At 55.7% G+C, this 22,939-nt stretch carries 20 protein-coding genes; 12 read left to right on the forward strand and 8 right to left on the reverse strand.

Translation table 11 applies throughout. From position 1 onward, the window contains the following. Nucleotides 1-458: 458 nt before the first annotated feature. A complete protein-coding gene (purH, locus tag AC007G_RS27290) occupies nucleotides 459-2,048 on the forward strand; it encodes a bifunctional phosphoribosylaminoimidazolecarboxamide formyltransferase/IMP cyclohydrolase (RefSeq protein WP_032689985.1) in 1,590 nt (529 codons plus the stop codon). Between the two features lie 15 nt (nucleotides 2,049-2,063). Then, nucleotides 2,064-3,353, forward strand: a complete 1,290-nt coding sequence (gene purD, locus AC007G_RS27295) for a phosphoribosylamine--glycine ligase (protein WP_032695569.1) — start codon at nucleotides 2,064-2,066, stop codon at nucleotides 3,351-3,353. A gap of 188 nt (nucleotides 3,354-3,541) precedes the next feature. Here the strand turns inward: purD and AC007G_RS27300 are convergent, their stop codons facing one another. The 6 genes from AC007G_RS27300 to nudC form a co-directional block, all read right to left on the reverse strand. Further along, nucleotides 3,542-4,234: a DUF1481 domain-containing protein gene (locus AC007G_RS27300; protein ID WP_032689988.1), complete on the reverse strand. Its 693-nt coding sequence runs from the start codon at nucleotides 4,232-4,234 to the stop codon at nucleotides 3,542-3,544. A gap of 12 nt (nucleotides 4,235-4,246) precedes the next feature. Further along, entirely contained in the window at nucleotides 4,247-4,519 is a 273-nt protein-coding gene (gene hupA, locus AC007G_RS27305) for a nucleoid-associated protein HU-alpha (RefSeq protein WP_004097675.1), read from the reverse strand. A gap of 186 nt (nucleotides 4,520-4,705) precedes the next feature. Further along, nucleotides 4,706-5,296, reverse strand: coding sequence for a YjaG family protein (locus tag AC007G_RS27310; RefSeq protein WP_032689989.1), 591 nt, complete (start codon nucleotides 5,294-5,296; stop codon nucleotides 4,706-4,708). 42 nt (nucleotides 5,297-5,338) lie between these two features. Further along, on the reverse strand, nucleotides 5,339-6,010 hold the full coding sequence (gene nfi / locus AC007G_RS27315; RefSeq protein WP_099001417.1) for a deoxyribonuclease V: 672 nt from the start codon (nucleotides 6,008-6,010) through the stop codon (nucleotides 5,339-5,341). Nucleotides 6,011-6,019: 9 nt separating this feature from the next. Further along, nucleotides 6,020-7,084, reverse strand: coding sequence for a uroporphyrinogen decarboxylase (gene hemE, locus AC007G_RS27320; protein WP_032698408.1), 1,065 nt, complete (start codon nucleotides 7,082-7,084; stop codon nucleotides 6,020-6,022). 39 nt (nucleotides 7,085-7,123) lie between these two features. Beyond that, entirely contained in the window at nucleotides 7,124-7,897 is a 774-nt protein-coding gene (nudC, locus tag AC007G_RS27325; protein ID WP_032689992.1) for an NAD(+) diphosphatase, read from the reverse strand. Between the two features lie 93 nt (nucleotides 7,898-7,990). Here nudC and AC007G_RS27330 point away from each other — a divergent pair, with 93 nt between their 5' ends. The 10 genes from AC007G_RS27330 to AC007G_RS27375 all read left to right on the forward strand — a co-directional run bounded on the left by AC007G_RS27330 (nucleotide 7,991) and on the right by AC007G_RS27375 (nucleotide 16,848). After that, on the forward strand, nucleotides 7,991-8,488 hold the full coding sequence (locus AC007G_RS27330) for an Rsd/AlgQ family anti-sigma factor (protein ID WP_032695571.1): 498 nt from the start codon (nucleotides 7,991-7,993) through the stop codon (nucleotides 8,486-8,488). 364 nt (nucleotides 8,489-8,852) lie between these two features. Next, a complete protein-coding gene (thiC, locus tag AC007G_RS27335) occupies nucleotides 8,853-10,748 on the forward strand; it encodes a phosphomethylpyrimidine synthase ThiC (RefSeq protein ID WP_032689994.1) in 1,896 nt (631 codons plus the stop codon). Continuing rightward, complete coding sequence (thiE, locus tag AC007G_RS27340; RefSeq protein ID WP_032695572.1) at nucleotides 10,748-11,383, forward strand: thiamine phosphate synthase; 636 nt, start codon at nucleotides 10,748-10,750, stop codon at nucleotides 11,381-11,383. Before thiC ends, thiE begins: the two co-directional genes overlap by 1 nt. Beyond that, complete coding sequence (locus tag AC007G_RS27345; RefSeq protein ID WP_032698411.1) at nucleotides 11,376-12,131, forward strand: HesA/MoeB/ThiF family protein; 756 nt, start codon at nucleotides 11,376-11,378, stop codon at nucleotides 12,129-12,131. Before thiE ends, AC007G_RS27345 begins: the two co-directional genes overlap by 8 nt. After that, nucleotides 12,115-12,315 carry a sulfur carrier protein ThiS gene (gene thiS, locus AC007G_RS27350; RefSeq protein ID WP_032689998.1) on the forward strand — a complete coding sequence of 67 codons (201 nt, stop codon included), beginning with the start codon at nucleotides 12,115-12,117 and terminating at the stop codon, nucleotides 12,313-12,315. Before AC007G_RS27345 ends, thiS begins: the two co-directional genes overlap by 17 nt. Nucleotide 12,316: 1 nt before the next feature. After that, on the forward strand, nucleotides 12,317-13,087 hold the full coding sequence (thiG, locus tag AC007G_RS27355) for a thiazole synthase (RefSeq protein WP_032689999.1): 771 nt from the start codon (nucleotides 12,317-12,319) through the stop codon (nucleotides 13,085-13,087). Continuing rightward, entirely contained in the window at nucleotides 13,084-14,217 is a 1,134-nt protein-coding gene (thiH, locus tag AC007G_RS27360) for a 2-iminoacetate synthase ThiH (protein WP_032695574.1), read from the forward strand. Before thiG ends, thiH begins: the two co-directional genes overlap by 4 nt. A 308-nt stretch (nucleotides 14,218-14,525) precedes the next feature. Further along, nucleotides 14,526-16,058, forward strand: a complete 1,533-nt coding sequence (locus AC007G_RS27365) for a sensor domain-containing diguanylate cyclase (RefSeq protein WP_032690002.1) — start codon at nucleotides 14,526-14,528, stop codon at nucleotides 16,056-16,058. Nucleotides 16,059-16,230: 172 nt separating this feature from the next. Then, nucleotides 16,231-16,536: a PTS sugar transporter subunit IIB gene (locus AC007G_RS27370; protein WP_004118425.1), complete on the forward strand. Its 306-nt coding sequence runs from the start codon at nucleotides 16,231-16,233 to the stop codon at nucleotides 16,534-16,536. Nucleotides 16,537-16,539: 3 nt separating this feature from the next. After that, the gene (locus tag AC007G_RS27375) at nucleotides 16,540-16,848 is read left to right on the forward strand and encodes a PTS lactose/cellobiose transporter subunit IIA (RefSeq protein WP_004118423.1); all 309 of its coding nucleotides are present in this window, start codon (nucleotides 16,540-16,542) and stop codon (nucleotides 16,846-16,848) included. A gap of 49 nt (nucleotides 16,849-16,897) precedes the next feature. On the opposite strand, the gene dcuB is transcribed toward AC007G_RS27375, so the two are convergent. After that, nucleotides 16,898-18,238, reverse strand: coding sequence for an anaerobic C4-dicarboxylate transporter DcuB (gene dcuB / locus AC007G_RS27380; RefSeq protein ID WP_032695575.1), 1,341 nt, complete (start codon nucleotides 18,236-18,238; stop codon nucleotides 16,898-16,900). 413 nt (nucleotides 18,239-18,651) lie between these two features. Then, nucleotides 18,652-22,875: a DNA-directed RNA polymerase subunit beta' gene (gene rpoC / locus AC007G_RS27385; RefSeq protein ID WP_015585387.1), complete on the reverse strand. Its 4,224-nt coding sequence runs from the start codon at nucleotides 22,873-22,875 to the stop codon at nucleotides 18,652-18,654. Nucleotides 22,876-22,939: the final 64 nt, after the last annotated feature.

Raw genomic sequence — 22,939 nt, forward strand, 5'->3', positions numbered from 1 at the left:
TAGCGCTCTGTCGCGAGGTGGCGTATATTACGCTTTCCTCTTTCAGAGTCAACCCTGAATTTCAGAAGTTTTCTCTTTCAACCCGGCGGCTTGTTTGCCGTTGTTCCGTGTCGATGGAGGCGCATTATAGGGAGTTCTCGAGCGCCCGCAATAGAAAAATTGCAGAAAAATGACTGACTGCTGCATTCCCCAGCAAAACCCCGCTTTATACCCTGTTACACACAGAATTATCCACAGACCACACCCGTTCTTAGCTGATAAAGGCCGTCAAAAGCCCCTTCTATATAGAGAAGAGATCGGCAAAAAGAGAAAGATAAAAATTCGCGAGCGTTGCGCAAACGTTTTCGTTACAATGCCGCGCTATGACAAGGATGCCCGGTTGGGTGCGTTAGGTGAGTTTTTAGACAAAAACTCACCTAACGCTCTCTGTAATGTTCAAATCCTGGGGATTTAATACCATGCAACAACGTCGTCCAGTCCGCCGCGCTCTGCTCAGTGTTTCTGACAAGGCCGGTATCGTCGAATTCGCGCAGGCTCTTTCCGCTCGTGGTGTTGAGCTACTGTCTACGGGTGGTACCGCACGCCTGCTGGCTGAGAAAGGTCTGCCGGTAACCGAAGTCTCTGACTACACCGGTTTCCCGGAAATGATGGATGGACGCGTTAAGACCCTGCATCCAAAAGTACACGGCGGCATTCTCGGCCGTCGCGGCCAGGATGACGAGATCATGGCCCAGCACGCGATCTCTCCTATCGATATGGTTGTTGTTAACCTTTATCCGTTTGCCCAGACCGTCGCCCGCGAAGGGTGCTCGCTGGAAGATGCGGTGGAGAATATCGATATCGGCGGCCCGACCATGGTGCGCTCCGCGGCCAAGAACCATAAAGACGTGGCTATCGTCGTGAAGAGCCATGACTACCACGCCATTATTAAAGAGATGGATGCGAACGACGGTTCCCTGACTCTGGAAACCCGCTTCGATCTCGCCATTAAAGCTTTTGAGCACACCGCTGCCTACGACAGCATGATTGCCAACTACTTCGGCAGCATGGTTCCGGCCTATCATGGTGAGACTCAGGAAGCCTCCGGCCGCTTCCCGCGTACGCTGAACCTGAACTTCATTAAGAAGCAGGATATGCGCTACGGCGAGAACAGCCATCAGCAGGCTGCCTTCTATATAGAAGAAGACATTAAAGAAGCGTCGGTGGCGACCGCCACTCAGGTTCAAGGCAAAGCCCTTTCTTATAACAACATCGCGGATACCGATGCGGCGCTGGAGTGCGTGAAAGAGTTCAGCGAACCGGCCTGCGTGATTGTTAAACACGCCAACCCGTGCGGCGTTGCGGTCAGCGACTCAATTCTGGATGCTTACGATCGCGCCTACAAAACCGACCCGACCTCCGCATTCGGCGGCATTATCGCCTTCAACCGCGAACTGGATGCGGAAACCGCACAGGCCATCATTTCTCGCCAGTTTGTTGAAGTGATCATTGCGCCATCCGCCAGCGAAGAGGCCCTGAAGATTACTGCGGCCAAGCAGAACGTCCGCGTTCTGACCTGCGGCGAGTGGGCGGCACGCGTTCCAGGACTCGATTTCAAACGCGTTAACGGCGGCCTGCTGGTTCAGGATCGCGACCTGGGCATGGTCACCGAGGGCGATCTGCGCGTGGTGACGAAACGCCAGCCTACCGAGCAGGAACTGCGTGACGCGCTGTTCTGCTGGAAAGTGGCGAAGTTCGTGAAATCCAACGCCATTGTCTATGCAAAAGAGAACATGACCATCGGGATAGGTGCAGGCCAGATGAGCCGCGTTTACTCGGCGAAAATTGCCGGTATCAAAGCGGGCGATGAAGGTCTGGAAGTGAAAGGCTCGGCAATGGCTTCTGACGCCTTCTTCCCGTTCCGTGACGGTATCGACGCTGCTGCTGCAGTGGGCATTACCTGTGTTATCCAGCCTGGCGGCTCTATCCGTGACGACGAAGTCATTGCCGCAGCTGACGAACACGGCATTGCGATGATCTTCACCGACATGCGTCACTTCCGCCATTAATTCACGGAGCAGAACATGAAAGTATTAGTGATTGGCAACGGCGGCCGCGAGCACGCGCTGGGATGGAAAGCGGCACAGTCTCCGCTGGTTGATACCGTCTACGTGGCGCCGGGTAACGCCGGCACAGCCCTGGAACCTGCGCTGCAAAACGTCAATATCGGCGTGACCGATATTCCGGCGCTGCTGGACTTTGCCCAGCGCGAGAAGATCGATCTGACCATCGTCGGCCCGGAAGCGCCGCTGGTGATTGGCATTGTCGATGCGTTCCGCGCTGCGGGCCTGAAAATCTTCGGCCCGACCGAAGGCGCCGCCCAGCTGGAAGGCTCAAAAGCCTTTACCAAAGATTTCCTCGCGCGGCATAACATTCCGACCGCGGAATATCAGAACTTTACCGAAGTCGAACCTGCACTGGCCTATCTGCGCGAAAAAGGCGCCCCGATTGTTATCAAGGCGGACGGTCTGGCGGCCGGTAAAGGCGTGATTGTCGCGATGACGCTGCAAGAAGCGGAAGAGGCGGTTCAGGATATGCTGGCCGGCAACGCCTTTGGCGACGCGGGCCATCGGATCGTGATTGAAGAGTTCCTCGATGGTGAAGAGGCCAGCTTTATCGTCATGGTCGACGGCGAGCACGTTCTGCCGATGGCCACCAGCCAGGACCACAAACGCGTAGGCAATGGCGATACCGGACCGAACACCGGTGGTATGGGCGCCTATTCACCCGCCCCGGTGGTCACGGATGAGGTGCATCAGCGCACCATGGATCGCATTATTTGGCCAACGGTCAAAGGCATGGCGGCGGAAGGCAATACCTATACCGGCTTCCTGTACGCCGGTCTGATGATCGACAAACAGGGCAATCCAAAAGTCATCGAGTTCAACTGTCGTTTCGGCGATCCGGAAACGCAGCCCATTATGCTGCGTATGAAATCCGACATGGTGGAGCTGTGCCTCGCCGCCTGTGACGGTAAGCTGGATGAGAAAACCTCCGAGTGGGACGATCGCGCCTCGCTGGGCATCGTGGTTGCCGCAGGCGGCTATCCGGGCAGCTACGCCACCGGCGACGAAATCTTCGGCCTGCCGCAGGAAGAAGCGGTGGATGGCAAGGTCTTCCATGCCGGGACGAAGCTTGCCGACGACCAGCGCGTGGTGACTAACGGCGGCCGCGTACTGTGCGTGACGGCGTTGGGCGACACCGTAGCCCAGGCGCAGCAGCGCGCCTACGAACTCCTGACCGGTATTCATTGGGAAGGAAGCTTCAGCCGTAGCGATATTGGCTGGCGCGCTATTGCCCGCGAGCAACGCTAGCGCCTGAGCGAGACCTCATAACAGGCCTCATTGACGGGCGGCTTCATTCTGGAGTCGCCCGTTTTTTATTTCAGCCCGCCATCCTGTCGCGGAGGATATGCGGCTACGCGCCTCAGAGAAGCGTATGGTGGAGAAGGACAGAGGGAATGGTAGCCGCGCTGATAGCGCAAAGCGGCGCTGACCGGAGGTCAGAAGGTTTTTTCCTGCGGCTGCCAGGTACAGAAGTCTTCATTGGCCACCAGCAAAAGCTGAGCGCCGTCTGAGGCTTCCAGCCACGCCACGCTCACCTCAACGGAGGAGTGATTCTGGCGACGTTCAATATGGGCTAAGGCCCGGGCATCCAGATCCGGCTTCACGGTTTGCCCTTCACAGGTCGTCACCGTCTGGTTGGCATGCCAGCGCCCCTGACGCAGAACAACACGCCCTTGCCGCAATGCATCGCTGGTCTGGCGAATTTGCGTTGCCCGATAGCGGTAAAGCGCCACCTGATCGCTGGAAAGCTGCTGCTTTTGTCCGTCCACTTCGCGCTGCATAAAGCTCAGCTCGCCCTGGTCATCAAAACGGGCGCGAATGTGTTCCGTTGGTTTGCCGTAGACGTTGAGCTCGATAAGCGTGAGTCGGTCACCCTGCCAGCGGTATTCGCTGGTTGAAGTATTGCCGTGACGCCACGGGCTAAAGGCAGCAAGCAGATGTACTTCGCCGTTGGAGTCCAGACGCCAGATACGCATCGCGCCCTGGTTGTCCGCATACCCGCTGGCGGTAAAAGGCGGGACAGAAGAATCATGGCTACAGGCAGAGATCAGCACGACGCCTGCCAGCATCAATACGCGACGCCAGATAGACAAAAGGGGCTTTAAGGCCCCTTCGTTAAAACTGTACACTGCCACGCGGTCTTACTTAACTGCGTCTTTCAGTGCTTTACCAGAAACAAACGCCGGCACGTTAGCAGCGGCAATTTTGATTTCGTTACCGGTCTGCGGGTTGCGGCCAGTACGCTCAGCGCGGTGGTTCACTTTGAAGGTACCGAAACCAACCAGTTGAACAGCATCACCTTCTTTCAGAGACTCAGTAATTGCAGCCAGGGTAGATTCCAGGGCAGCTTTTGCCTGTGCTTTGGACAGGTCAGCTTTGTCCGCAATTACATCAATCAGTTGAGTCTTGTTCATAAGTTATCCTTACAATGTGTTTATCGCTTGCTAAGCACCGAGTGCGACGGAAATGCCTGAAAAGCACTCTCCTGCATACACGCACCGATAGCCACTTTTTTTCGCCCTCCAAATGTAGACCAGACGGGGGGCGGAATGGAAGCCTTCAGACGCTACAATTCAGGCGGTAAATCACGTTTTCTGGTCTCACTGCTGAAAATTTATACCAATATTGCTCTCGCCGGCTTCACGAAGGTCTGCGCGCAGCCCTTTGATCAGTTCAATATCGCGTTCTTCACACTCGGCCAGCAGACGGAAAATTTCCCACTGAATATCCCATTCTTGCTCAACCGCCGGGTTCTCTTTGAGCTCTTCGTCGGTCATTTCACGACCTGCCTGGGTCATTTCCAGCATCGCGACGGTCGTAATCGAACTCTTGCTCACCTCAATGGCATGCTCAAGCGTTTCTCCGCTCAGACGCGAATGAATCAGTTCACTCAGAGCAACACAGGCATCGATAGCCGGGTACACGCCGTACAGATCATAGTCGTCGGCAACCGGAATCGCCTCTTCCAGTTTTTCCAGCTGGCTATCGAAATTCACCTTCGCATCTTTGACGGTCAGGGTTTCCCAAATCAGATCGAGGATACGACGATACAGCTGGCCATCGGCAAATCCGGTTTGCTGGCAGAACATTGCGTAATTGGGGTACATGCGCTCGCACAAACAGGCCATAAAGGTGACGTGCTGCCAACTTTCCAGCTTCTCCAGGCGCAGATGAATCGGGTTTTGTAACATGATGAATTCTCGAAGTCAGAAATTAGCCGCAGTGTACCTGAATCAGCGCTGATTTGCTTGCCAACGCACAAATACCGGACGCCGCGAGGCAACCGCATCGGCCCAGCGCGTAGGCTCCGGCAGGCGGTAGCCCTTGATGCAGCGCTGAACCCATGTCAGCGCACTATCGAGAGCCACCCGGTGACCGGTGCTGACAAACAGCGGGTTGCAACGCGCTTTGCTGCGCCAGACCCACGCCAGCTGTTCGTTTTTATCCATCAGCGGCGCCAGTGCCCCCGGTTCATCGCCGGGAAGCGTAAAGCGCCCGCACAGGCGCTTTTTCGCCACCCCAATGGTCGGGACATCCACCAGCAGGCCAAAATGGCTGGCGACGCCCAGGCGCCGGGGATGAGAAATCCCGTGGCCGTCGACAAATAAGAGATCGGGTTTTTGGGAAAGCTGTTCCCACGCCGCCAGCAGCGCGGGCGTTTCACGAAAGGAGAGAAAACCGGGGATATACGGCATGGTGGTGGCCACTCGCGCCACCTGATACTCAACCAGTTCCAGAGATGGATAAGCGAGCAGCACAATAGCCGCCCGCGTCACTTCACCTTCTTGCTCGAAGCCAACGTCCGCACCGCCGATCAGCCGCGGAGGCTCCCGATCCAGTCGATCCTCACGAATGACCGACGCGGCCAGCTCCTGCTGCCGTTCGCGTAGCGACGCCAGATCCATATTCGCTCCTTAGCGATGGTATTGCGCCGACAGCCGGTGCACTGCTTCCACAAATACGCCAGCGTGTTCAGGATTCACATCCTGATGGATGCCATGACCCAGGTTGAAGACATGGCCCTCTCCCTGACCAAAGCCGGCCAGTATGGTCGCCACTTCTTCTTCAATACGGCCAGCGGGCGCGTAGAGCATGGAAGGGTCCATATTGCCCTGTAGCGCCACTTTGTGGCCGACGCGACGGCGAGCGTCGGCGATATCGGTGGTCCAGTCGAGACCCAGCGCATCGCAGCCGGTTTCGGCCATCGCTTCCAGCCACTGTCCGCCGCCTTTGGTGAATAAGGTCACCGGTACGCGGCGGCCTTCGTTTTCACGCAGCAGGCCATCAACGATTTTGTGCATGTAATAGAGCGAGAACTGCTGATAATCGCGGCCGGTCAGCACGCCACCCCAGGTATCGAAAATCATCACCGACTGGGCGCCCGCTTTGATTTGCGCGTTCAGGTACAGCGTGACGCTTTTAGCCAGCTTTTCGAGCAGCGCGTGCAGCGCCTGCGGGTCGGCATACATCATTTTTTTGATGACAGTGAAGGCCTTACTGCTGCCCCCTTCAACCATATAGGTCGCCAGAGTCCACGGGCTGCCGGAGAAGCCAATCAGCGGAACTTCGCCTTTTAGCTCACGACGAATGGTGCGCACGGCATTCATCACGTAACCGAGTTCATCTTCCGGATCGGGGATCGGCAGTTTGTCGACGTCAGCCTTGCCGGTAATCGTCGAAGTAAAACGTGGGCCTTCGCCGGTTTCGAAATAGAGCCCCAGCCCCATTGCGTCAGGGATGGTCAAAATGTCCGAGAAGAGGATCGCCGCATCCAGCGCATAGCGGCGCAGCGGCTGCAATGTCACTTCGCAGGCCAGCTCAGCGTTTTTACACAGCGACATAAAGTCGCCCGCTTCTGCACGAGTGGCTTTGTACTCCGGTAAATAGCGGCCCGCCTGGCGCATCATCCACACCGGGGTCACATCAACGGGTTGGCGCAGCAGCGCACGCAGGTAACGATCGTTCTTCAGTTCGGTCATTTTGCAGTTCCTTAAGCGTCAGGCCGTTATTGTATCACGTCATTCCTCGTCGGCCCGACAGATTGCCACGGTGTCTTCTATCAGGCGGCGCGCGACGGTACCCGGCGGCGGCAGCAGCGGTAAATCGTCATAGCGATACCAGCCAGCCTGCAACAGCTCTTTCTTATCGATCACAATGTCGCCGCTGTCATATTCCGCCATAAATGCGGTCATTAGCGACTGCGGGAACGGCCACGGCTGGGAGGTCACGTAGCGCAGATTTTTCACCTTCAGACCGCACTCTTCCATGACCTCGCGGGCAACCGCCTGCTCAAGGGTCTCTCCCACTTCGACAAACCCGGCCAGTACCGTATGTACGCCATTGCGATGGCGGGTATGCTGTGCCAGCAAGATAGAATCGTCCCGGCGAATCGCCACGATCATGCAGGGCGCGATTTGCGGGTAATAACGTTCGCGGCAGTGGCTGCATAGCATCGCCCATTCAGTTTTGCTGGGATGCATAGGATGCCCGCAGTAACCGCAGAATTTATGCGAGCGGTAAAATTCGGCCAGTTGGATCCCGCGCCCCGCCAGTTGAAACAGCCCCGGATCCTGATCCAATAACTGACGCAACGATCCCATATCATGCCGACGATCCTGGCGCACCATCCACACCGCGTCGCCTTGCCATTCGCCAATATGCAGTGCGTGCTGGCCGACAAGATTAAAATTTACCGCTTCGCCATGTGGTAATTCCCCGTCGGGTAACCATAATTTTTGTTCGTGACTGACGATCCACCAGCCGCGATCTAATTTTTCAATAATACGATCCATATCTATTGCACTACCTTCGTTTTACTGGCACTTTTAACATTATATTTACATTTTGGTGAGCAACGTTATTTTCTTAATCTTGCGGAGTCAACCATGTTAAACCAGCTGGAAAACCTAACGGAACGTGTTGGAGGCAGTAATGAACTGGTCGATCGCTGGCTGCATGTACGTAAGCATTTGCTCGTCGCTTACTACAAGCTGGTTGGCCTGAAACCGGGAAAAGAATCCTTTATGCGGCTTAACGAAAAGGCGCTGGATAGCTTTTGCCAAAGCCTGGTGGATTACCTCTCCTCCGGCCATTTTAGTATTTATGAACGTATTCTTGGCGAAATGGAAGGTGATACGCCACTTTTGGCAGCTACCAGGCTCTATCCGCAGCTGGAAGCCAATACCCAGCAAATTATGGATTACTACGACACCTGCCTCGAAAACGCCATCGATCACGATAATTATCTTGAGTTCCAGCAGGCGCTGTCCGATATCGGCGAAGCGCTGGAAGCCCGCTTTGCGCTGGAAGATAAGCTGATCGCCCTCGCCATTTCGTACAACCTGCAGGGCAACGTCAGCGACAATATCGCGCCGACTGCTTGAGTTGTGAACCGTTAACGAGTAATTTACAGACATTCTCCCTCTGCGGAGGGAGTGCTATCTTGTCGGAGTGCCTATTTTCTACAAAAGCATTCGTGATGCCTCAAGACGGCCAGTCAGTGAACTTCCAGGAGCTTACATCAGTAAGTGACTGGAGTGAGCGGACGAAGCCAACGAAGAGGCAGCGCGAAGAATAAAGTGGAAAAGGCTGAGACCGTTAATTCGGGATCCGCGGAACCTGATCAGGCTAATACCTGCGAAGGGAACAAGAGTAAACTGCTATTCGCGACCGTCCGTCCAGGACCGATCGCCTCTGTTACTCCATCCGTCGTCTGACAAGCCATCTCCTCTTTATCTGGAATGAGCTATGTCCGCAAGCAAACCGACCCGCCGGGAACAGCGCGAACGCGCGCAACACTTTATTGACACTCTGGAAGGCACCGCCTTTCCCCGCTCACGACGCATCTATGTTCAGGGCGCGCAGGATAATATTCGCGTACCGATGCGCGAAATCCAGCTCAGCCCCACGCCGATCGGCGGCGACAAAATCAACCCGCAGTATGAAGAGAACGAAGCCATACCGGTGTATGACACCTCCGGCCCCTATGGCGATCCTGATATCGCCATCGACGTCCGGCAGGGACTGGCGAAGCTGCGTCAGCCGTGGATTGACGCTCGCCACGATTGCGAGCCGCTACGCGAACGCAGCTCCCTCTACACCAAAGCGCGTCTGGCTGATGAGGAGCTGGATGCGCTGCGCTTTAGCGGCTCGCTGGCCCCCAAACGCGCAAAATCAGGCAAATGCGTCACGCAACTCCACTACGCACGTCAGGGCATCGTCACGCCGGAGATGGCGTTTATCGCTATCCGGGAAAATATGGGCCGCGAGCGCATTCGCAGCGAGGTGCTGCGCCACCAGCATCCGGGCGAAGGTTTTGGCGCCCGCCTGCCGGAGAATATCTCCGCGGAGTTCGTCCGTGATGAAGTCGCCGCCGGTCGCGCAATCATTCCAGCAAATATCAACCATCCTGAGTCGGAACCGATGATTATCGGCCGCAATTTTCTGGTGAAGGTCAACGCCAACATCGGTAACTCGGCGGTCACCTCCTCCATCGAAGAGGAGGTAGAAAAACTGGTATGGTCGACGCGCTGGGGCGCTGACACGGTCATGGATTTGTCCACCGGCCGTTATATTCACGAAACCCGCGAGTGGATCCTGCGCAACAGCCCGGTCCCTATCGGTACCGTCCCCATCTACCAGGCGCTGGAGAAGGTGAACGGTATCGCCGAAAACCTCACCTGGGAAGCCTTTCGCGACACCCTGCTGGAGCAGGCAGAGCAAGGCGTTGACTATTTCACCATCCATGCCGGCGTCCTGCTGCGCTACGTGCCGATGACCGCCGGACGGCTGACCGGCATCGTCTCCCGCGGCGGGTCGATCATGGCGAAGTGGTGCCTGTCCCATCATCAGGAAAACTTCCTCTACCAGCATTTTCGCGAAATCTGCGAAATCTGCGCCGCCTATGATGTCTCGCTCTCCTTAGGCGATGGCCTGCGCCCGGGTTCCATTCAGGATGCCAACGACGAAGCGCAGTTCGCCGAGCTGCACACCCTGGGGGAGCTGACAAAAATCGCCTGGGAATATGATGTGCAGGTCATGATCGAAGGTCCAGGCCATGTACCCATGCAGATGATCCGCCGCAATATGACTGAAGAGCTGACCCACTGCCACGAAGCGCCGTTCTACACGCTTGGGCCATTAACCACCGATATCGCTCCCGGCTATGACCACTTCACCTCCGGTATCGGCGCGGCGATGATCGGCTGGTTCGGCTGCGCCATGCTCTGCTACGTCACGCCGAAAGAGCATCTCGGCCTGCCCAATAAAGAGGACGTGAAGCAAGGATTGATCACCTACAAAATCGCCGCCCATGCCGCTGACCTCGCCAAAGGGCACCCCGGAGCGCAGATCCGCGACAACGCCATGTCCAAAGCGCGATTTGAATTCCGCTGGGAAGACCAGTTTAACCTCGCGCTCGACCCGTTCACCGCCCGCGCCTATCACGATGAAACGCTGCCGCAGGAGTCCGGCAAAGTCGCCCACTTCTGCTCCATGTGCGGGCCTAAATTCTGTTCAATGAAAATCACCCAGGAGGTCCGCGATTATGCCGCCCGGCAGCATATCGCAGCCGGTATGGCCGATAAATCCCAGGATTTCCGCGCTCTTGGCGGTGAGATCTATTTACGTAAGGAGCAAGCCTGATGTATCAACCCGATTTTCCTCCCGTCCCGTTCCGTTTAGGCCTCTATCCGGTTGTTGATAGCGTGGTATGGATTGAGCGCCTGCTGAAAGCCGGCGTGCGTACCCTTCAGCTGCGCATCAAAGATAAGCGCGACAGCGACGTTGAGGACGATGTGATCGCCGCTATCGCGCTTGGTCGTCAATATCATGCCCGGCTGTTTATCAACGACTACTGGCAGCTGGCCATCAAACATCAGGCTTACGGCGTGCATTTAGGCCAGGAGGATCTGGAAACCACAGACCTCAGCGCTATTCGCCACGCCGGCCTGCGTCTTGGGGTCTCGACCCATGACGATATGGAGATCGACGTTGCGTTGGCCGCACGCCCCTCCTATATCGCCCTGGGCCACGTTTTTCCTACGCAAACCAAACAGATGCCTTCCGCCCCTCAGGGACTGACGCAGCTCGCTCAACATATCCAGCGCCTGCGGGATTACCCGACAGTGGCGATCGGCGGCATCAGCCTGGCACGCGCGCCGGCGGTGCTGGACACCGGCGTCGGCAGTATTGCGGTCGTCAGCGCGATTACCCAGGCGGCAGACTGGCAGCAGGCCACCGCCCAGCTGCTGGAAATCGCAGGAGCAGGCGATGAATGACAGCGATTTTATGCGCTATAGCCGCCAGCTGCTGCTGGAGGATATCGCCATCGAAGGCCAGCAAAAGCTGCTGGCCAGCCGGGTATTGATCGTCGGTCTCGGCGGGCTGGGCTCGCCTGCTGCGCTGTATCTGGCTGGCGCCGGTGTCGGCACGCTGGTGCTGGCCGACGATGACGACGTGCACGTCAGCAACCTACAGCGGCAAATTCTGTTCACCAGCGATGATATCGCGCAACCCAAAACCACGGCCGCCAGAGCAAGGCTGGCTCGTCTCAACCCGCAGATTGAGCTGATTGCACTGAAGCAGCGGTTAGGCGGAAAGGCCCTGCTGGATGAAGTGGCGAAAGCCGATGTGGTACTGGATTGCACCGATAACATGGTGACCCGCCAGGCGATCAATGCCGCCTGCGTCGCACTTGCAACACCACTGATTACCGCCAGCGCCGTCGGGCTGGGAGGCCAACTGATGGTACTGACGCCGCCGTGGGAACAGGGCTGCTATCGCTGCCTGTGGCCGGACGCTCACGAGCCCGAACGCAACTGTCGTACGGCGGGCATTATCGGCCCGGTGGTCGGCATGATGGGCACCCTGCAGGCGCTGGAGGCTATCAAGCTGCTCAGCGGTATGGCGACGCCGCGTAATACTTTGCGGTTGTTCGATGCCCGCACCAGCAGCTGGCGCGCGCTTGCATTACAGCGGGCTCAGGGTTGCCCGGTATGTGGAGGGCAGCATGCAGGTGTGGTTTAACGATGAACCGTTGCAGTGCGCCGAAGCGACATCCGTCGCCGCTCTGCTCACTCAACTGGAACAGCAGCAGCCGGGCGTCGCGCTGGCGCTCAATCAACACATCCTGCCGCGCGAACGGTGGGATCACCATCTTCTGCAGGAAGGCGACCAAATCCTGCTTTTTCAGGTTATCGCCGGAGGCTGACATGTTACGTATTGCGGATAAAACATTTGAATCACATCTTTTCACCGGTACCGGTAAATTCGCCGCCCCCGACGTCATGGTGGAGGCCATTCGCGCCTCCGGCAGTCAGCTGGTGACGCTGGCGATGAAACGCGTCGATCTCCGTCAGCATAATGACGCTATCCTCGCGCCGCTGCTGGCGGCTGGCGTGAGCCTGCTGCCCAATACCTCCGGGGCCAAAACGGCAGAAGAAGCCGTATTTGCCGCGCGTCTGGCGCGGGAGGCGCTGGGTACCCACTGGCTGAAACTGGAAATCCACCCGGACGCGCGCTGGCTGCTCCCCGATCCGATTGAAACGCTGAAAGCGGCAGAAATTCTGGTACGGGAAGGCTTCGTCGTGCTGCCCTACTGCGGCGCCGATCCGGTACTGTGCAAGCGTCTGGAAGAAGCGGGCTGCGCGGCGGTGATGCCGCTCGGCGCGCCGATCGGTTCCAACCAGGGGCTGGAAACCAAAGCGATGCTGGAAATTATTATCGAGCAGGCCACGGTACCTGTGGTGGTTGATGCCGGTATTGGCGTGCCAAGCCATGCGGCTCAGGCGCTGGAAATGGGCGCTGACGCGGTACTGGTGAATACCGCCATCGCCGTTGCCGACGACCCGGTCACCATGGCCCGCGCTTTCCGCCTGGCGATTGATGCCGGATTGCTGGCGCGACAGGCTGGCCCGGGGGCGCGCAGCGCTCAGGCGCAGGCCACCAGCCCACTGACCGGCTTTCTGGAGGCGCTGGTATGAAGACCTTCACTGACCGCTGGCGGCAGCTGGAGTGGGACGACATTCGCCTGCGTATCAACAGTAAAACCCCCGCCGACGTAGAACGTGCCCTGGCGGCAAAACAGCTCAGCCGTGACGATATGATGGCCCTGCTCTCTCCTGCCGCCGCGGGTTATCTGGAGCCTCTGGCGCAGCGCGCGCAGCGCCTGACTCGCCAGCGCTTTGGGAATACCGTCAGCTTTTATGTCCCGCTGTATCTCTCTAATCTGTGCGCCAACGATTGTACCTACTGCGGTTTCTCAATGAGTAACCGCATCAAGCGCAAGACCCTGGATGAGGCGGAAATTGCCCGTGAATGCACGGCGATCCGCGAAATGGGCTTTGAGCATCTGCTGCTGGTGACCGGCGAACATCAGGGCAAAGTCGGCATGGACTATTTTCGCCAGCATCTGCCCGCAATTCGCCGCCAGTTCGCCTCGCTGCATATGGAGGTCCAGCCGCTGGCGATGGAGGAGTACGCCGAGCTGAAAACCCTTGGGTTGGACGGCGTGATGGTCTATCAGGAGACCTATCATGAAAGCATGTATGCGAAACATCATCTGAAAGGCAAAAAGCAGGATTTCTTCTGGCGGCTGGATACGCCGGACAGGCTTGGACAGGCGGGGATTGATAAGATTGGCCTTGGCGCATTAATTGGCCTCTCCGACAGCTGGCGCGTGGATTGCTTTATGGTGGCGGAACATCTGCTGTGGCTCCAGCAACGCTACTGGCGCAGCCGCTACTCCATCTCCTTTCCGCGACTACGCCCTTGCGCCGGGGGTATCGAGCCTGCCTCATTAATGGATGAACGGCAGCTGGTGCAAACCATTTGCGCCTTCCGTCTGCTGGCCCCGGAAGTGGAGCTCTCGCTCTCCACCCGTGAATCCCCCTGGTTCCGCGATCGGGTTATCCCGCTGGCCATCAACAACGTCAGCGCATTTTCGAAAACCCAGCCCGGCGGGTATGCCGATAACCACCCGGAGCTGGAGCAGTTCGCGCCTCACGATGACCGTCGCCCGGAAGAGGTCGCCAGCGCGCTGGTAGCCAACGGACTGCAGCCGGTATGGAAAGACTGGGATAGCTGGCTGGGACGCGCTTCCCGGTCATCATGATGAGAAATGTAACGCCTTAAACGTTCTTCGTGGACGATCGCAATAAGAGAAACGGGCGATGGTGGTCATCTTTCCGTTTCTCTATTCTGCCCTGGTCAGCAGTGGATGCTGTCCAGGGCGAATGATATCTCTTCCTCACTTTCGCCCTGCTCCATCGCATTGATAGCCATCACGATCGAAGATAAATCCCATCCTCCCGCTGGCCACAGTTATAATTAACCAGGCAACATCTGATTCGCTTGCCAGGCATTGCGACTAATCCTGCGCTTCTTCCCATGGAAAAAACCTTCTGGAACGATTTAAAACACATGGCTCGTCACAGTAGAAAGCTCTCTTTTACCATGCCAATTCTTATTGGCTTTACAGGGATTTTACTCAGCTTTTTGCTGATCGCCGTATTCGTCACCACGACGCAGAGACAGAACTTCCTTGAGGACTATCACCACGTTAATCGCAATTTCACCCATAACCTGGCCGTTAACTATACGGAATCGCTGCTGCGTGGAAATGATTATATCCTCGCCAGGGCAACCAAGTTCTTTGCGAAAAACGACAAGTTAAATCAGGCCATTAATATAGACCCGCAAAGTGGGTTGCAGGAATTAATGCAGCTGCAGGAGCTGATGCCAACCGTCTCTTCTATTTCGCTGGCGGATACCCAGGGCCATTACCTCCGGGCACCTGAGGTGCTGGAAAATGATAACAGCCGCGCCTTCGATCCGAAGTCCAGACCGTGGTTTATCAAACAGGCGGAAGCCAGTACTTTCAGCCACTATACCAGTCCCTATCTGGATTTCTTTACACAGCATCCCACCATTACACTCTACAAACCGGTCATCTCACCGGAAGGCCGGCTCAAAGGCAGCCTCGCATTTCATCTGGATCTGACGTCAATGGGATACGCTTTGCGCCAGATGGTTGCCCCTGTTCAGGGCGAGTTTTTCGTCGTGCAGCGCGACGGGAAAGTCGTACTTCATCCGGATACCGGCGCGCTTTTTAAACCCTATGTCCGCGACGATCTCATGGACAAAATGACCAGCGCCGAGGGTCAGCTGTATGACGAGAAAAATGGCATCTGGTATTACTATTATTCGTTCACCAATCCAGACTGGTTTGTCATCTACCGCGTTGATAACACCACGCTGGTCGATTTAACCCGCTATGAAACCGATATCGTGCTTTGGGGGTTTGCCCTGGCCGCCATTGTGATTATTCTCTTTGGCCTCTACCTGCGCCATGCGTCGCACACGGTGCTGATGAACATCATCAACGCGATTAAAACCGGCGACGTCAACCGTGCTCCGCGGCTGGAAGCGATGCTGAGTAAAGCCATCGAAAGTAATAAACAGCGCGAACTGATCTATGTCCGCCAGGCTACCATCGATGCGCTCACCGGCTGTAAAAACCGCCGCGCCTTCGACAGCGATATCGCCGCGCTGATGAACGATCACCAGCCTTTCTCTCTTGCGCTGGTTGATATTGATAACTTCAAGACGATAAACGACACCTGGGGTCACCTCAATGGCGATATCGTTTTGCGCAATGTCGCCCGGGAAGGGCTGCAGATCTTCCAGCCCCTGCAAATTTCACTCTACCGCTATGGCGGCGAAGAGTTTGCCGTGATTTTCACCGGCGAGCATATTGCCAATGCGCCGGCGATACTGGAAAGCTGGCGACTTAACATTGCCCAACGCACCTGGCGTGAAGAAGGACTGACGGTAACCTTCAGCGCGGGCCTGGGAGAATGGAATATGGAGCCTCTGGAGCAGCTAGTGGTGAGCGTCGATGAAGCGCTTTATAAAGCCAAGCAGCAGGGAAAAAACCGTATCGTCCGCGCTTAAAACCGCCCGCATCCGCAGGCCCGTCAGCCCGGATTTTACTGTTTTCAACCCTAAAACCGAAACCGGTTTCATTATTTTGTGATGCCTTACACACAATCACGGCAAAGCGGTTGTCGTGTCTGTCGGCCCGCGATAAAGATGATGCATCAAGGGAACATAAGGGCCATCTACTATGAAGAATATCGTTTTATGCTGCGCCGCTGGAATGTCCACCAGCATGCTGGTTCAACGCATGCAGGCTGCTGCACAACAAAAAGGTGTGGAAGTCTCCATCAAAGCCGTACCGGTTGCCGAGTTTAAAGATAACCTTGCTACTGCCGATATTATCCTGCTCGGTCCGCAGGTGAAGTACGAGCAAGCTAAACTCCAGGCGCTGGCCGACCCGTTTGGTAAAAAAGTCGCCGTTATCGATATGATGGACTACGGCATGATGAAAGGCGATGCTGTTCTCGACAAAGCCCTGAAGTTGATGGAGTAAGTCATGGAAGATTTAGAAACGATCATTATGGAGCTGTTGGTGAATGCTGGTTCTGCCCGCAGTTCAGCATTAACGGCTCTGCAGCTGGCCCGCAAAGGTGATTTTGCGGCTTCTGAGCAGGCAATGGCAGAATCACATGAGTTTGTGAAGCACGCGCATAAAATCCAGACCCAGCTCATCGGCCTGGATGAAGGCACAGGTAAGCTGCCGGTGAACCTGATTACCGTTCACTCCCAGGATCATCTGATGAATGCCATGGTGATACAGGATCTGGCAACCGATATGATTGAACTGTATCGTCGCACCGCGTAGTCAATAAACGCAGTGAATAGCAGGTGCCCTTCAGGCACCTGCTTTTTTATTATAAGAAGCCGTAAAGCGCGGCGAAGACCCAGCCAAACACGCACGAAACGCTGACGCCAATGAGCCCCGGTAGAATAAAGCTATGGTTAATCACAAAACGGCCGATATGCGTCGTCCCTGAGCGATCGAACTGAATCGCCGCCAGGTCGCTCGGGTAGGTTGGCAGAATATAATAGCCGTAGCAGGCTGGCGCGGAGGCGACGATGTAGGCCGGATCGACGCCAATCGCCAGCGCCACCGGGACAATCGCCGCCAGCGCTGCGGCCTGGGAATTGACAAATTTGGAGACCAGCAGCAGTACGATGGCATAGGCCCACGGATACTCCTTCACCATTTCGCCGAGCACGCCTTTAATCTCCGTCATGTGCGCGCCGAACATCGTTTCCGCCATCCAGGCGATACCGTATACCGCCACAATGGCGATCATCCCCGAGCGGAAAACCTCATTCTTAGAAATCGACGCCGGGTTAGTTTTGGTAATGATGATGATAAGTGCGCCGGAGAGCAGCATGAACATCTGAATCACCAGGACCATCGACAGCGGCTTGCCGTTGAATGCCGGACGCAGTTCGGAGAAGGCCCCCAGAACGGCAACCACGGCAATCGACGCCAGGAAGATCCACATGGCGACCCAGTTACTGGTCGGCAATTTTCTGTCCAGCAGCGTTGCCGTATCGCCATAAACATAATGACGGTTTTCCGGCGTTGAGATGAAAGCCTGAAACGCTTCGTCTTTATCTAAGTCTTTACCGCGGAACCAGCTAAAAATACCGATTGCCAGAATCCCCAGTAGCGTAGAGGGAATGGTAATCGCCAGCAGATCGAGGAATTCGAGGTGCTTACCGTTGAAGGTAAAGTTGCCCAGCATCGCCACCAGAGACACCACCGCTACGGACACCGGGCTGGCGATAATCCCCATCTGTGCGCCAATGGAGCTTGCCGCCATCGGGCGCTCGGGGCGAATATTGTTCTTGATAGCGACGTCATAAATAATCGGCAGAATCGTATAAACCACGTGGCCGGTGCCGCAAAGAATGGTCAGCGTACAGGTGACGAAGGGAGCCACGATGGAGACATATTTTGGATTGCGCCGCAGAAGTTTCTCTGCAATCTGCAGCATCACATCTAACCCGCCGGAAGCCTGAAGCGTCGCCGAGGCGGCAACAACCGCAATAATCACCAGCATCACATCAACCGGCGGCTTGCCCGGCTGAAGATGAAAGACAAAGACTAAAATAACCAGCCCGATACCGCCTAAAAGACCCAGTGCGATACCGCCTTTTCTGGCACCATAAAAGAGACAAATTAAGATAATGATGAGTTGTATTGCGAATTCCATGCATCCCCCAGCCCCTGGCTATGAAAATCAAAAGACTTATCTTCCGCTGCCGTATTATTTAGCCATCTCCCCCATCGCTTTTTACGGGTATAAACCGCCCTCCTCGGCGTCATCAAACCGAAGATAAAAGAAAAAGTAATCACATGATTAATTGGACTTTTTGACTATATCGCCTTTGATTTGCTGATTTTTTGATACGTGTAGAATTTTTACCCATCAATAAGTGTGGGTATTAAGAAAAAACAGCCAGTCGACTTTTATATGAATTGTTTGCTGCTTAATTGAGGGGGAAATATTAATGGAATGTAATTCATTATGAGAGGGCAGAAGCGGATATTATCGTGGCGCCATACCGGGATAATAAAAAAGCCAGTCAGGAGACCTGACTGGCTTTTTAAGCGTAGCGTCAACGATTAATCGTTGTCGGAACCGCCCAGGCCTGCGTTCAGCAGTTCTGCCAGGTTAGCAGAAGCTTCTTCCACGCTCACCTGAGGTGCTGCAGGCTGTTCGCCCGCGGCGCGGCGGCGCATACGATCCTGGTGGTACGCATAGCCGGTACCCGCCGGGATCAGACGACCGACGATAACGTTCTCTTTCAGGCCGCGCAGTTCGTCGCGTTTACCCGCAACGGCTGCTTCGGTCAGGACACGCGTGGTCTCCTGGAACGATGCGGCAGAGATGAACGACTCGGTTGCCAGAGACGCTTTGGTGATACCCAGCAGGTCGCGGGAGTAAGTCGCCGCCACTTTGCCGTTCGCTTCCAGATCGCGGTTAGCAATCTTGACGCGGGAGTATTCAACCTGTTCGCCTTCCAGGAAGTCGGAGCTACCTGCGCTTTCAATGGTCGCTTTACGCAGCATCTGACGAACGATAACTTCGATGTGTTTATCGTTAATCTTAACGCCTTGCAGACGGTAAACGTCCTGTACTTCGTTGGTGATATAACGCGTTACCGCGTGTACGCCACGAAGACGCAGAATGTCGTGCGGTGCTTCCGGACCGTCGGAAACCACATCACCACGTTCTACACGTTCACCTTCGAACACGTTCAGCTGACGCCATTTCGGAATCATCTCTTCGTACGGATCGCTGCCGTCTAACGGAGTGATAACCAGACGACGTTTGCCTTTGGTTTCTTTACCGAAGGAAATGATACCGCTGATTTCCGCCAGGATAGCCGGCTCTTTCGGACGACGAGCTTCGAACAGATCCGCAACGCGCGGCAGACCACCGGTGATGTCCTTGGTACCACTGGATTCCTGAGGAATACGCGCCAGAGCGTCACCCGCACTGATCTGTACGCCATCTTCCAGCTGTACAATCGCTTTGCCCGGCAGGAAGTACTGAGCAGGCATATCGGTGCCTGGGATCAGAACGTCGTTGCCCTGCGCATCAACAATTTTCAGCGCTGGACGCAGATCTTTACCGCCCGCGGTACGTTCTGCAGAATCCAGAACAACCAGGGATGACAGGCCGGTTAATTCGTCGGTCTGACGGGTAATGGTCTGGCCGTCAATCATGTCAGTAAAGCGGATGAAACCACTGACTTCAGAGATAACCGGCATGGTGTGCGGATCCCAGTTTGCCACGGTTTCACCGCCGGCAACCTGCTCGCCATCGCCTTTCGCCATCACAGCACCGTAAGGCACTTTATAGCTTTCTTTAGTACGACCGAATTCGTCGATCAGCTTCAGCTCGGTGTTACGAGAGGTCACAACCAGCTTGCCAGCGGAGTTAACAACCGACTTGGCGTTAGACAGCTTGATGCTACCCTTGTTTTTCACCTGAATGCTGGATTCAGCAGCCGCACGAGATGCCGCACCACCGATGTGGAACGTACGCATCGTCAGCTGTGTACCCGGCTCACCGATGGACTGTGCCGCGATAACGCCGATTGCTTCACCTTTGTTGATGATGTGGCCACGCGCCAGGTCACGACCGTAGCAGTGCGCACATACACCAAAGTCGGTGTCACAGGATACAACGGAACGCACTTTGACGGAGTCAACGGAGTTCTCTTCCAGCAGGTCACACCAGTGCTCGTGCAGCAGCGTGTTGCGTGGAACCAGAATGTCCGCGGTACCCGGCTTCAGAACGTCTTCAGCGGTCACACGACCCAGTACGCGATCGCGCAGCGGCTCTTTAACATCGCCACCCTCGATAACCGGGGTCATGGTGATGCCTTCCAGGGTACCACAGTCATCTTCAGTAACGACCAGGTCCTGGGCAACGTCAACCAGACGACGGGTCAGGTAACCGGAGTTCGCTGTTTTCAGTGCGGTATCCGCCAGACCTTTACGCGCACCGTGAGTAGAGATGAAGTACTGGAGTACGTTCAGACCTTCACGGAAGTTCGCGGTGATTGGCGTTTCGATGATGGAGCCATCCGGCTTCGCCATCAGACCACGCATACCCGCCAGCTGACGAATCTGTGCCGCAGAACCACGCGCACCGGAGTCGGCCATCATGTAGATGCTGTTGAAGGAAACCTGCTGCTCTTCGACGCCGTCACGGTTAATCACGGTTTCAGTTTGCAGGTTATCCATCATCGCTTTGGATACACGATCGTTCGCCGCAGCCCAGATATCGATAACTTTGTTGTAGCGTTCGCCCGCGGTAACCAGACCGGACTGGAACTGTTCCTGGATCTCAGCAACTTCAGCTTCCGCTTCGCTGATGATCTCGTGTTTTTTCTCCGGGATGACCATGTCATCGATACCAACGGATGCACCTGAACGCGCTGCATAAGCAAAGCCAGTGTACATCGTCTGGTCCGCAAAAATAACGGTCGGTTTCAGGCCCAGAATACGGTAGCAGGTATTCAGCATCTTAGAGATGGCTTTCTTACCCAGCGCCTGGTTCACGATAGAGAACGGCAGACCTTTCGGCACGATCATCCACAGAATCGCACGGCCAACGGTCGTGTCTTTCAGGCTGGTTTTCGCAACGAACTGGCCGTTTTCATCTTTTTCGTATTCGGTGATACGCACTTTAACGCGCGCATGCAGAGAGGCCAGACCGGCGCGATAAATACGCTCCGCTTCTTTCGGGCCAGTCAGCACCATGCCTTCGCCTTTGGCGTTAACACAGTCACGGGTCATGTAGTACAGACCCAGTACAACGTCCTGAGACGGAACGATGATTGGCTCGCCGTTCGCCGGGGACAGGATGTTGTTGGTAGACATCATCAGCGCACGCGCTTCCAGCTGGGCTTCCAGCGTCAGCGGTACGTGAACAGCCATCTGGTCACCATCGAAGTCGGCGTTATATGCCGCACAAACCAGCGGGTGCAGCTGGATAGCTTTACCTTCGATCAGTACCGGTTCAAATGCCTGGATACCCAGACGGTGCAGTGTTGGTGCACGGTTCAGCAGTACCGGGTGTTCGCGGATAACTTCGTCCAGGATATCCCAGACCACAGCTTCTTCACGCTCAACCATTTTCTTCGCGGCTTTGATGGTGGTGGCCAGGCCACGCAGTTCCAGCTTGCCGTAAATGAACGGTTTGAACAGCTCCAGCGCCATTTTCTTCGGCAGACCGCACTGATGCAGACGCAGGTATGGACCTACGGTGATAACAGAACGACCGGAGTAGTCAACACGCTTACCGAGCAGGTTCTGACGGAAACGACCCTGCTTACCTTTGATCATGTCGGCCAAAGATTTCAGAGGACGCTTGTTAGAACCGGTGATCGCACGACCGCGACGACCGTTATCCAGCAGGGCATCAACCGCTTCCTGCAACATACGTTTTTCGTTGCGTACGATGATATCCGGCGCAGCCAGATCCAGCAGACGTTTCAGACGGTTGTTACGGTTAATGACGCGACGATACAGATCGTTCAGGTCAGAAGTCGCGAAACGACCACCATCCAGCGGTACCAGCGGACGCAGATCTGGCGGCAGAACCGGCAGAACGGTCAGGATCATCCACTCCGGCTTGTTGCCAGACTGAACAAACGCTTCCAGCAGCTTGATACGCTTGGTCAGCTTTTTACGTTTGGTTTCGGAGTTAGTTTCGTTCAGCTCTTCACGCAGCTGCTCGCACTCTTGCTCCAGATCCATGCTTTTCAGCAGGGCCTGAATAGCTTCCGCACCCATCTTCGCATCGAATTCGTCACCAAACTCTTCCAGCGCATCCAGATACTGCTCTTCAGTCAGGATCTGATTACGTTCCAGGTTGGTCATCCCGCCTTCGATAACCACATAGGATTCGAAGTACAGAACACGTTCGATATCGCGCAGCGGCATATCCAGCAGCAGGCCGATACGGGACGGCAGCGATTTCAGGAACCAAATGTGGGCGGTCGGAGAGGCCAGTTCGATGTGGCCCATGCGCTCACGACGCACTTTGGTCTGGGTCACTTCAACGCCGCACTTCTCACAGATAACACCACGGTGTTTCAGGCGCTTGTACTTACCGCACAGGCACTCGTAATCTTTTACTGGCCCAAAGATACGGGCGCAGAAAAGGCCGTCACGCTCTGGTTTGAACGTACGGTAGTTAATGGTTTCCGGCTTTTTAACTTCACCAAAAGACCATGAACGGATCATGTCTGGCGATGCCAGAGCAATTTTGATCGCATCAAACTCTTCGGTTTTAGTTTGCGCTTTCAGAAACTTTAATAAGTCTTTCACGGATTTGCTCCCGTCGGAGTTAGCACAATCTGGCGCCGGGGGTTACCCCGGCACCAGTGACCTG

This window comes from Klebsiella sp. CSG-1 (assembly GCF_056521145.1).

Bases quoted from the DNA above. Each gene is read 5' to 3' on its own strand.
- purH (WP_032689985.1), top strand. From the start codon at position 459: ATGCAACAACGTCGTCCAGTCCGCCGCGCTCTGCTCAGTGTTTCTGAC.
- purD (WP_032695569.1), top strand. From the start codon at position 2,064: ATGAAAGTATTAGTGATTGGCAACGGCGGCCGCGAGCACGCGCTGGGA.
- hupA (WP_004097675.1), bottom strand. From the start codon at position 4,519: ATGAACAAGACTCAACTGATTGATGTAATTGCGGACAAAGCTGACCTG.
- AC007G_RS27310 (WP_032689989.1), bottom strand. From the start codon at position 5,296: ATGTTACAAAACCCGATTCATCTGCGCCTGGAGAAGCTGGAAAGTTGG.
- nfi (WP_099001417.1), bottom strand. From the start codon at position 6,010: ATGGATCTGGCGTCGCTACGCGAACGGCAGCAGGAGCTGGCCGCGTCG.
- hemE (WP_032698408.1), bottom strand. From the start codon at position 7,084: ATGACCGAACTGAAGAACGATCGTTACCTGCGTGCGCTGCTGCGCCAA.
- nudC (WP_032689992.1), bottom strand. From the start codon at position 7,897: ATGGATCGTATTATTGAAAAATTAGATCGCGGCTGGTGGATCGTCAGT.
- AC007G_RS27330 (WP_032695571.1), top strand. From the start codon at position 7,991: ATGTTAAACCAGCTGGAAAACCTAACGGAACGTGTTGGAGGCAGTAAT.
- thiC (WP_032689994.1), top strand. From the start codon at position 8,853: ATGTCCGCAAGCAAACCGACCCGCCGGGAACAGCGCGAACGCGCGCAA.
- thiE (WP_032695572.1), top strand. From the start codon at position 10,748: ATGTATCAACCCGATTTTCCTCCCGTCCCGTTCCGTTTAGGCCTCTAT.
- AC007G_RS27345 (WP_032698411.1), top strand. From the start codon at position 11,376: ATGAATGACAGCGATTTTATGCGCTATAGCCGCCAGCTGCTGCTGGAG.
- thiS (WP_032689998.1), top strand. From the start codon at position 12,115: ATGCAGGTGTGGTTTAACGATGAACCGTTGCAGTGCGCCGAAGCGACA.
- thiG (WP_032689999.1), top strand. From the start codon at position 12,317: ATGTTACGTATTGCGGATAAAACATTTGAATCACATCTTTTCACCGGT.
- thiH (WP_032695574.1), top strand. From the start codon at position 13,084: ATGAAGACCTTCACTGACCGCTGGCGGCAGCTGGAGTGGGACGACATT.
- AC007G_RS27365 (WP_032690002.1), top strand. From the start codon at position 14,526: ATGGCTCGTCACAGTAGAAAGCTCTCTTTTACCATGCCAATTCTTATT.
- AC007G_RS27370 (WP_004118425.1), top strand. From the start codon at position 16,231: ATGAAGAATATCGTTTTATGCTGCGCCGCTGGAATGTCCACCAGCATG.
- AC007G_RS27375 (WP_004118423.1), top strand. From the start codon at position 16,540: ATGGAAGATTTAGAAACGATCATTATGGAGCTGTTGGTGAATGCTGGT.
- dcuB (WP_032695575.1), bottom strand. From the start codon at position 18,238: ATGGAATTCGCAATACAACTCATCATTATCTTAATTTGTCTCTTTTAT.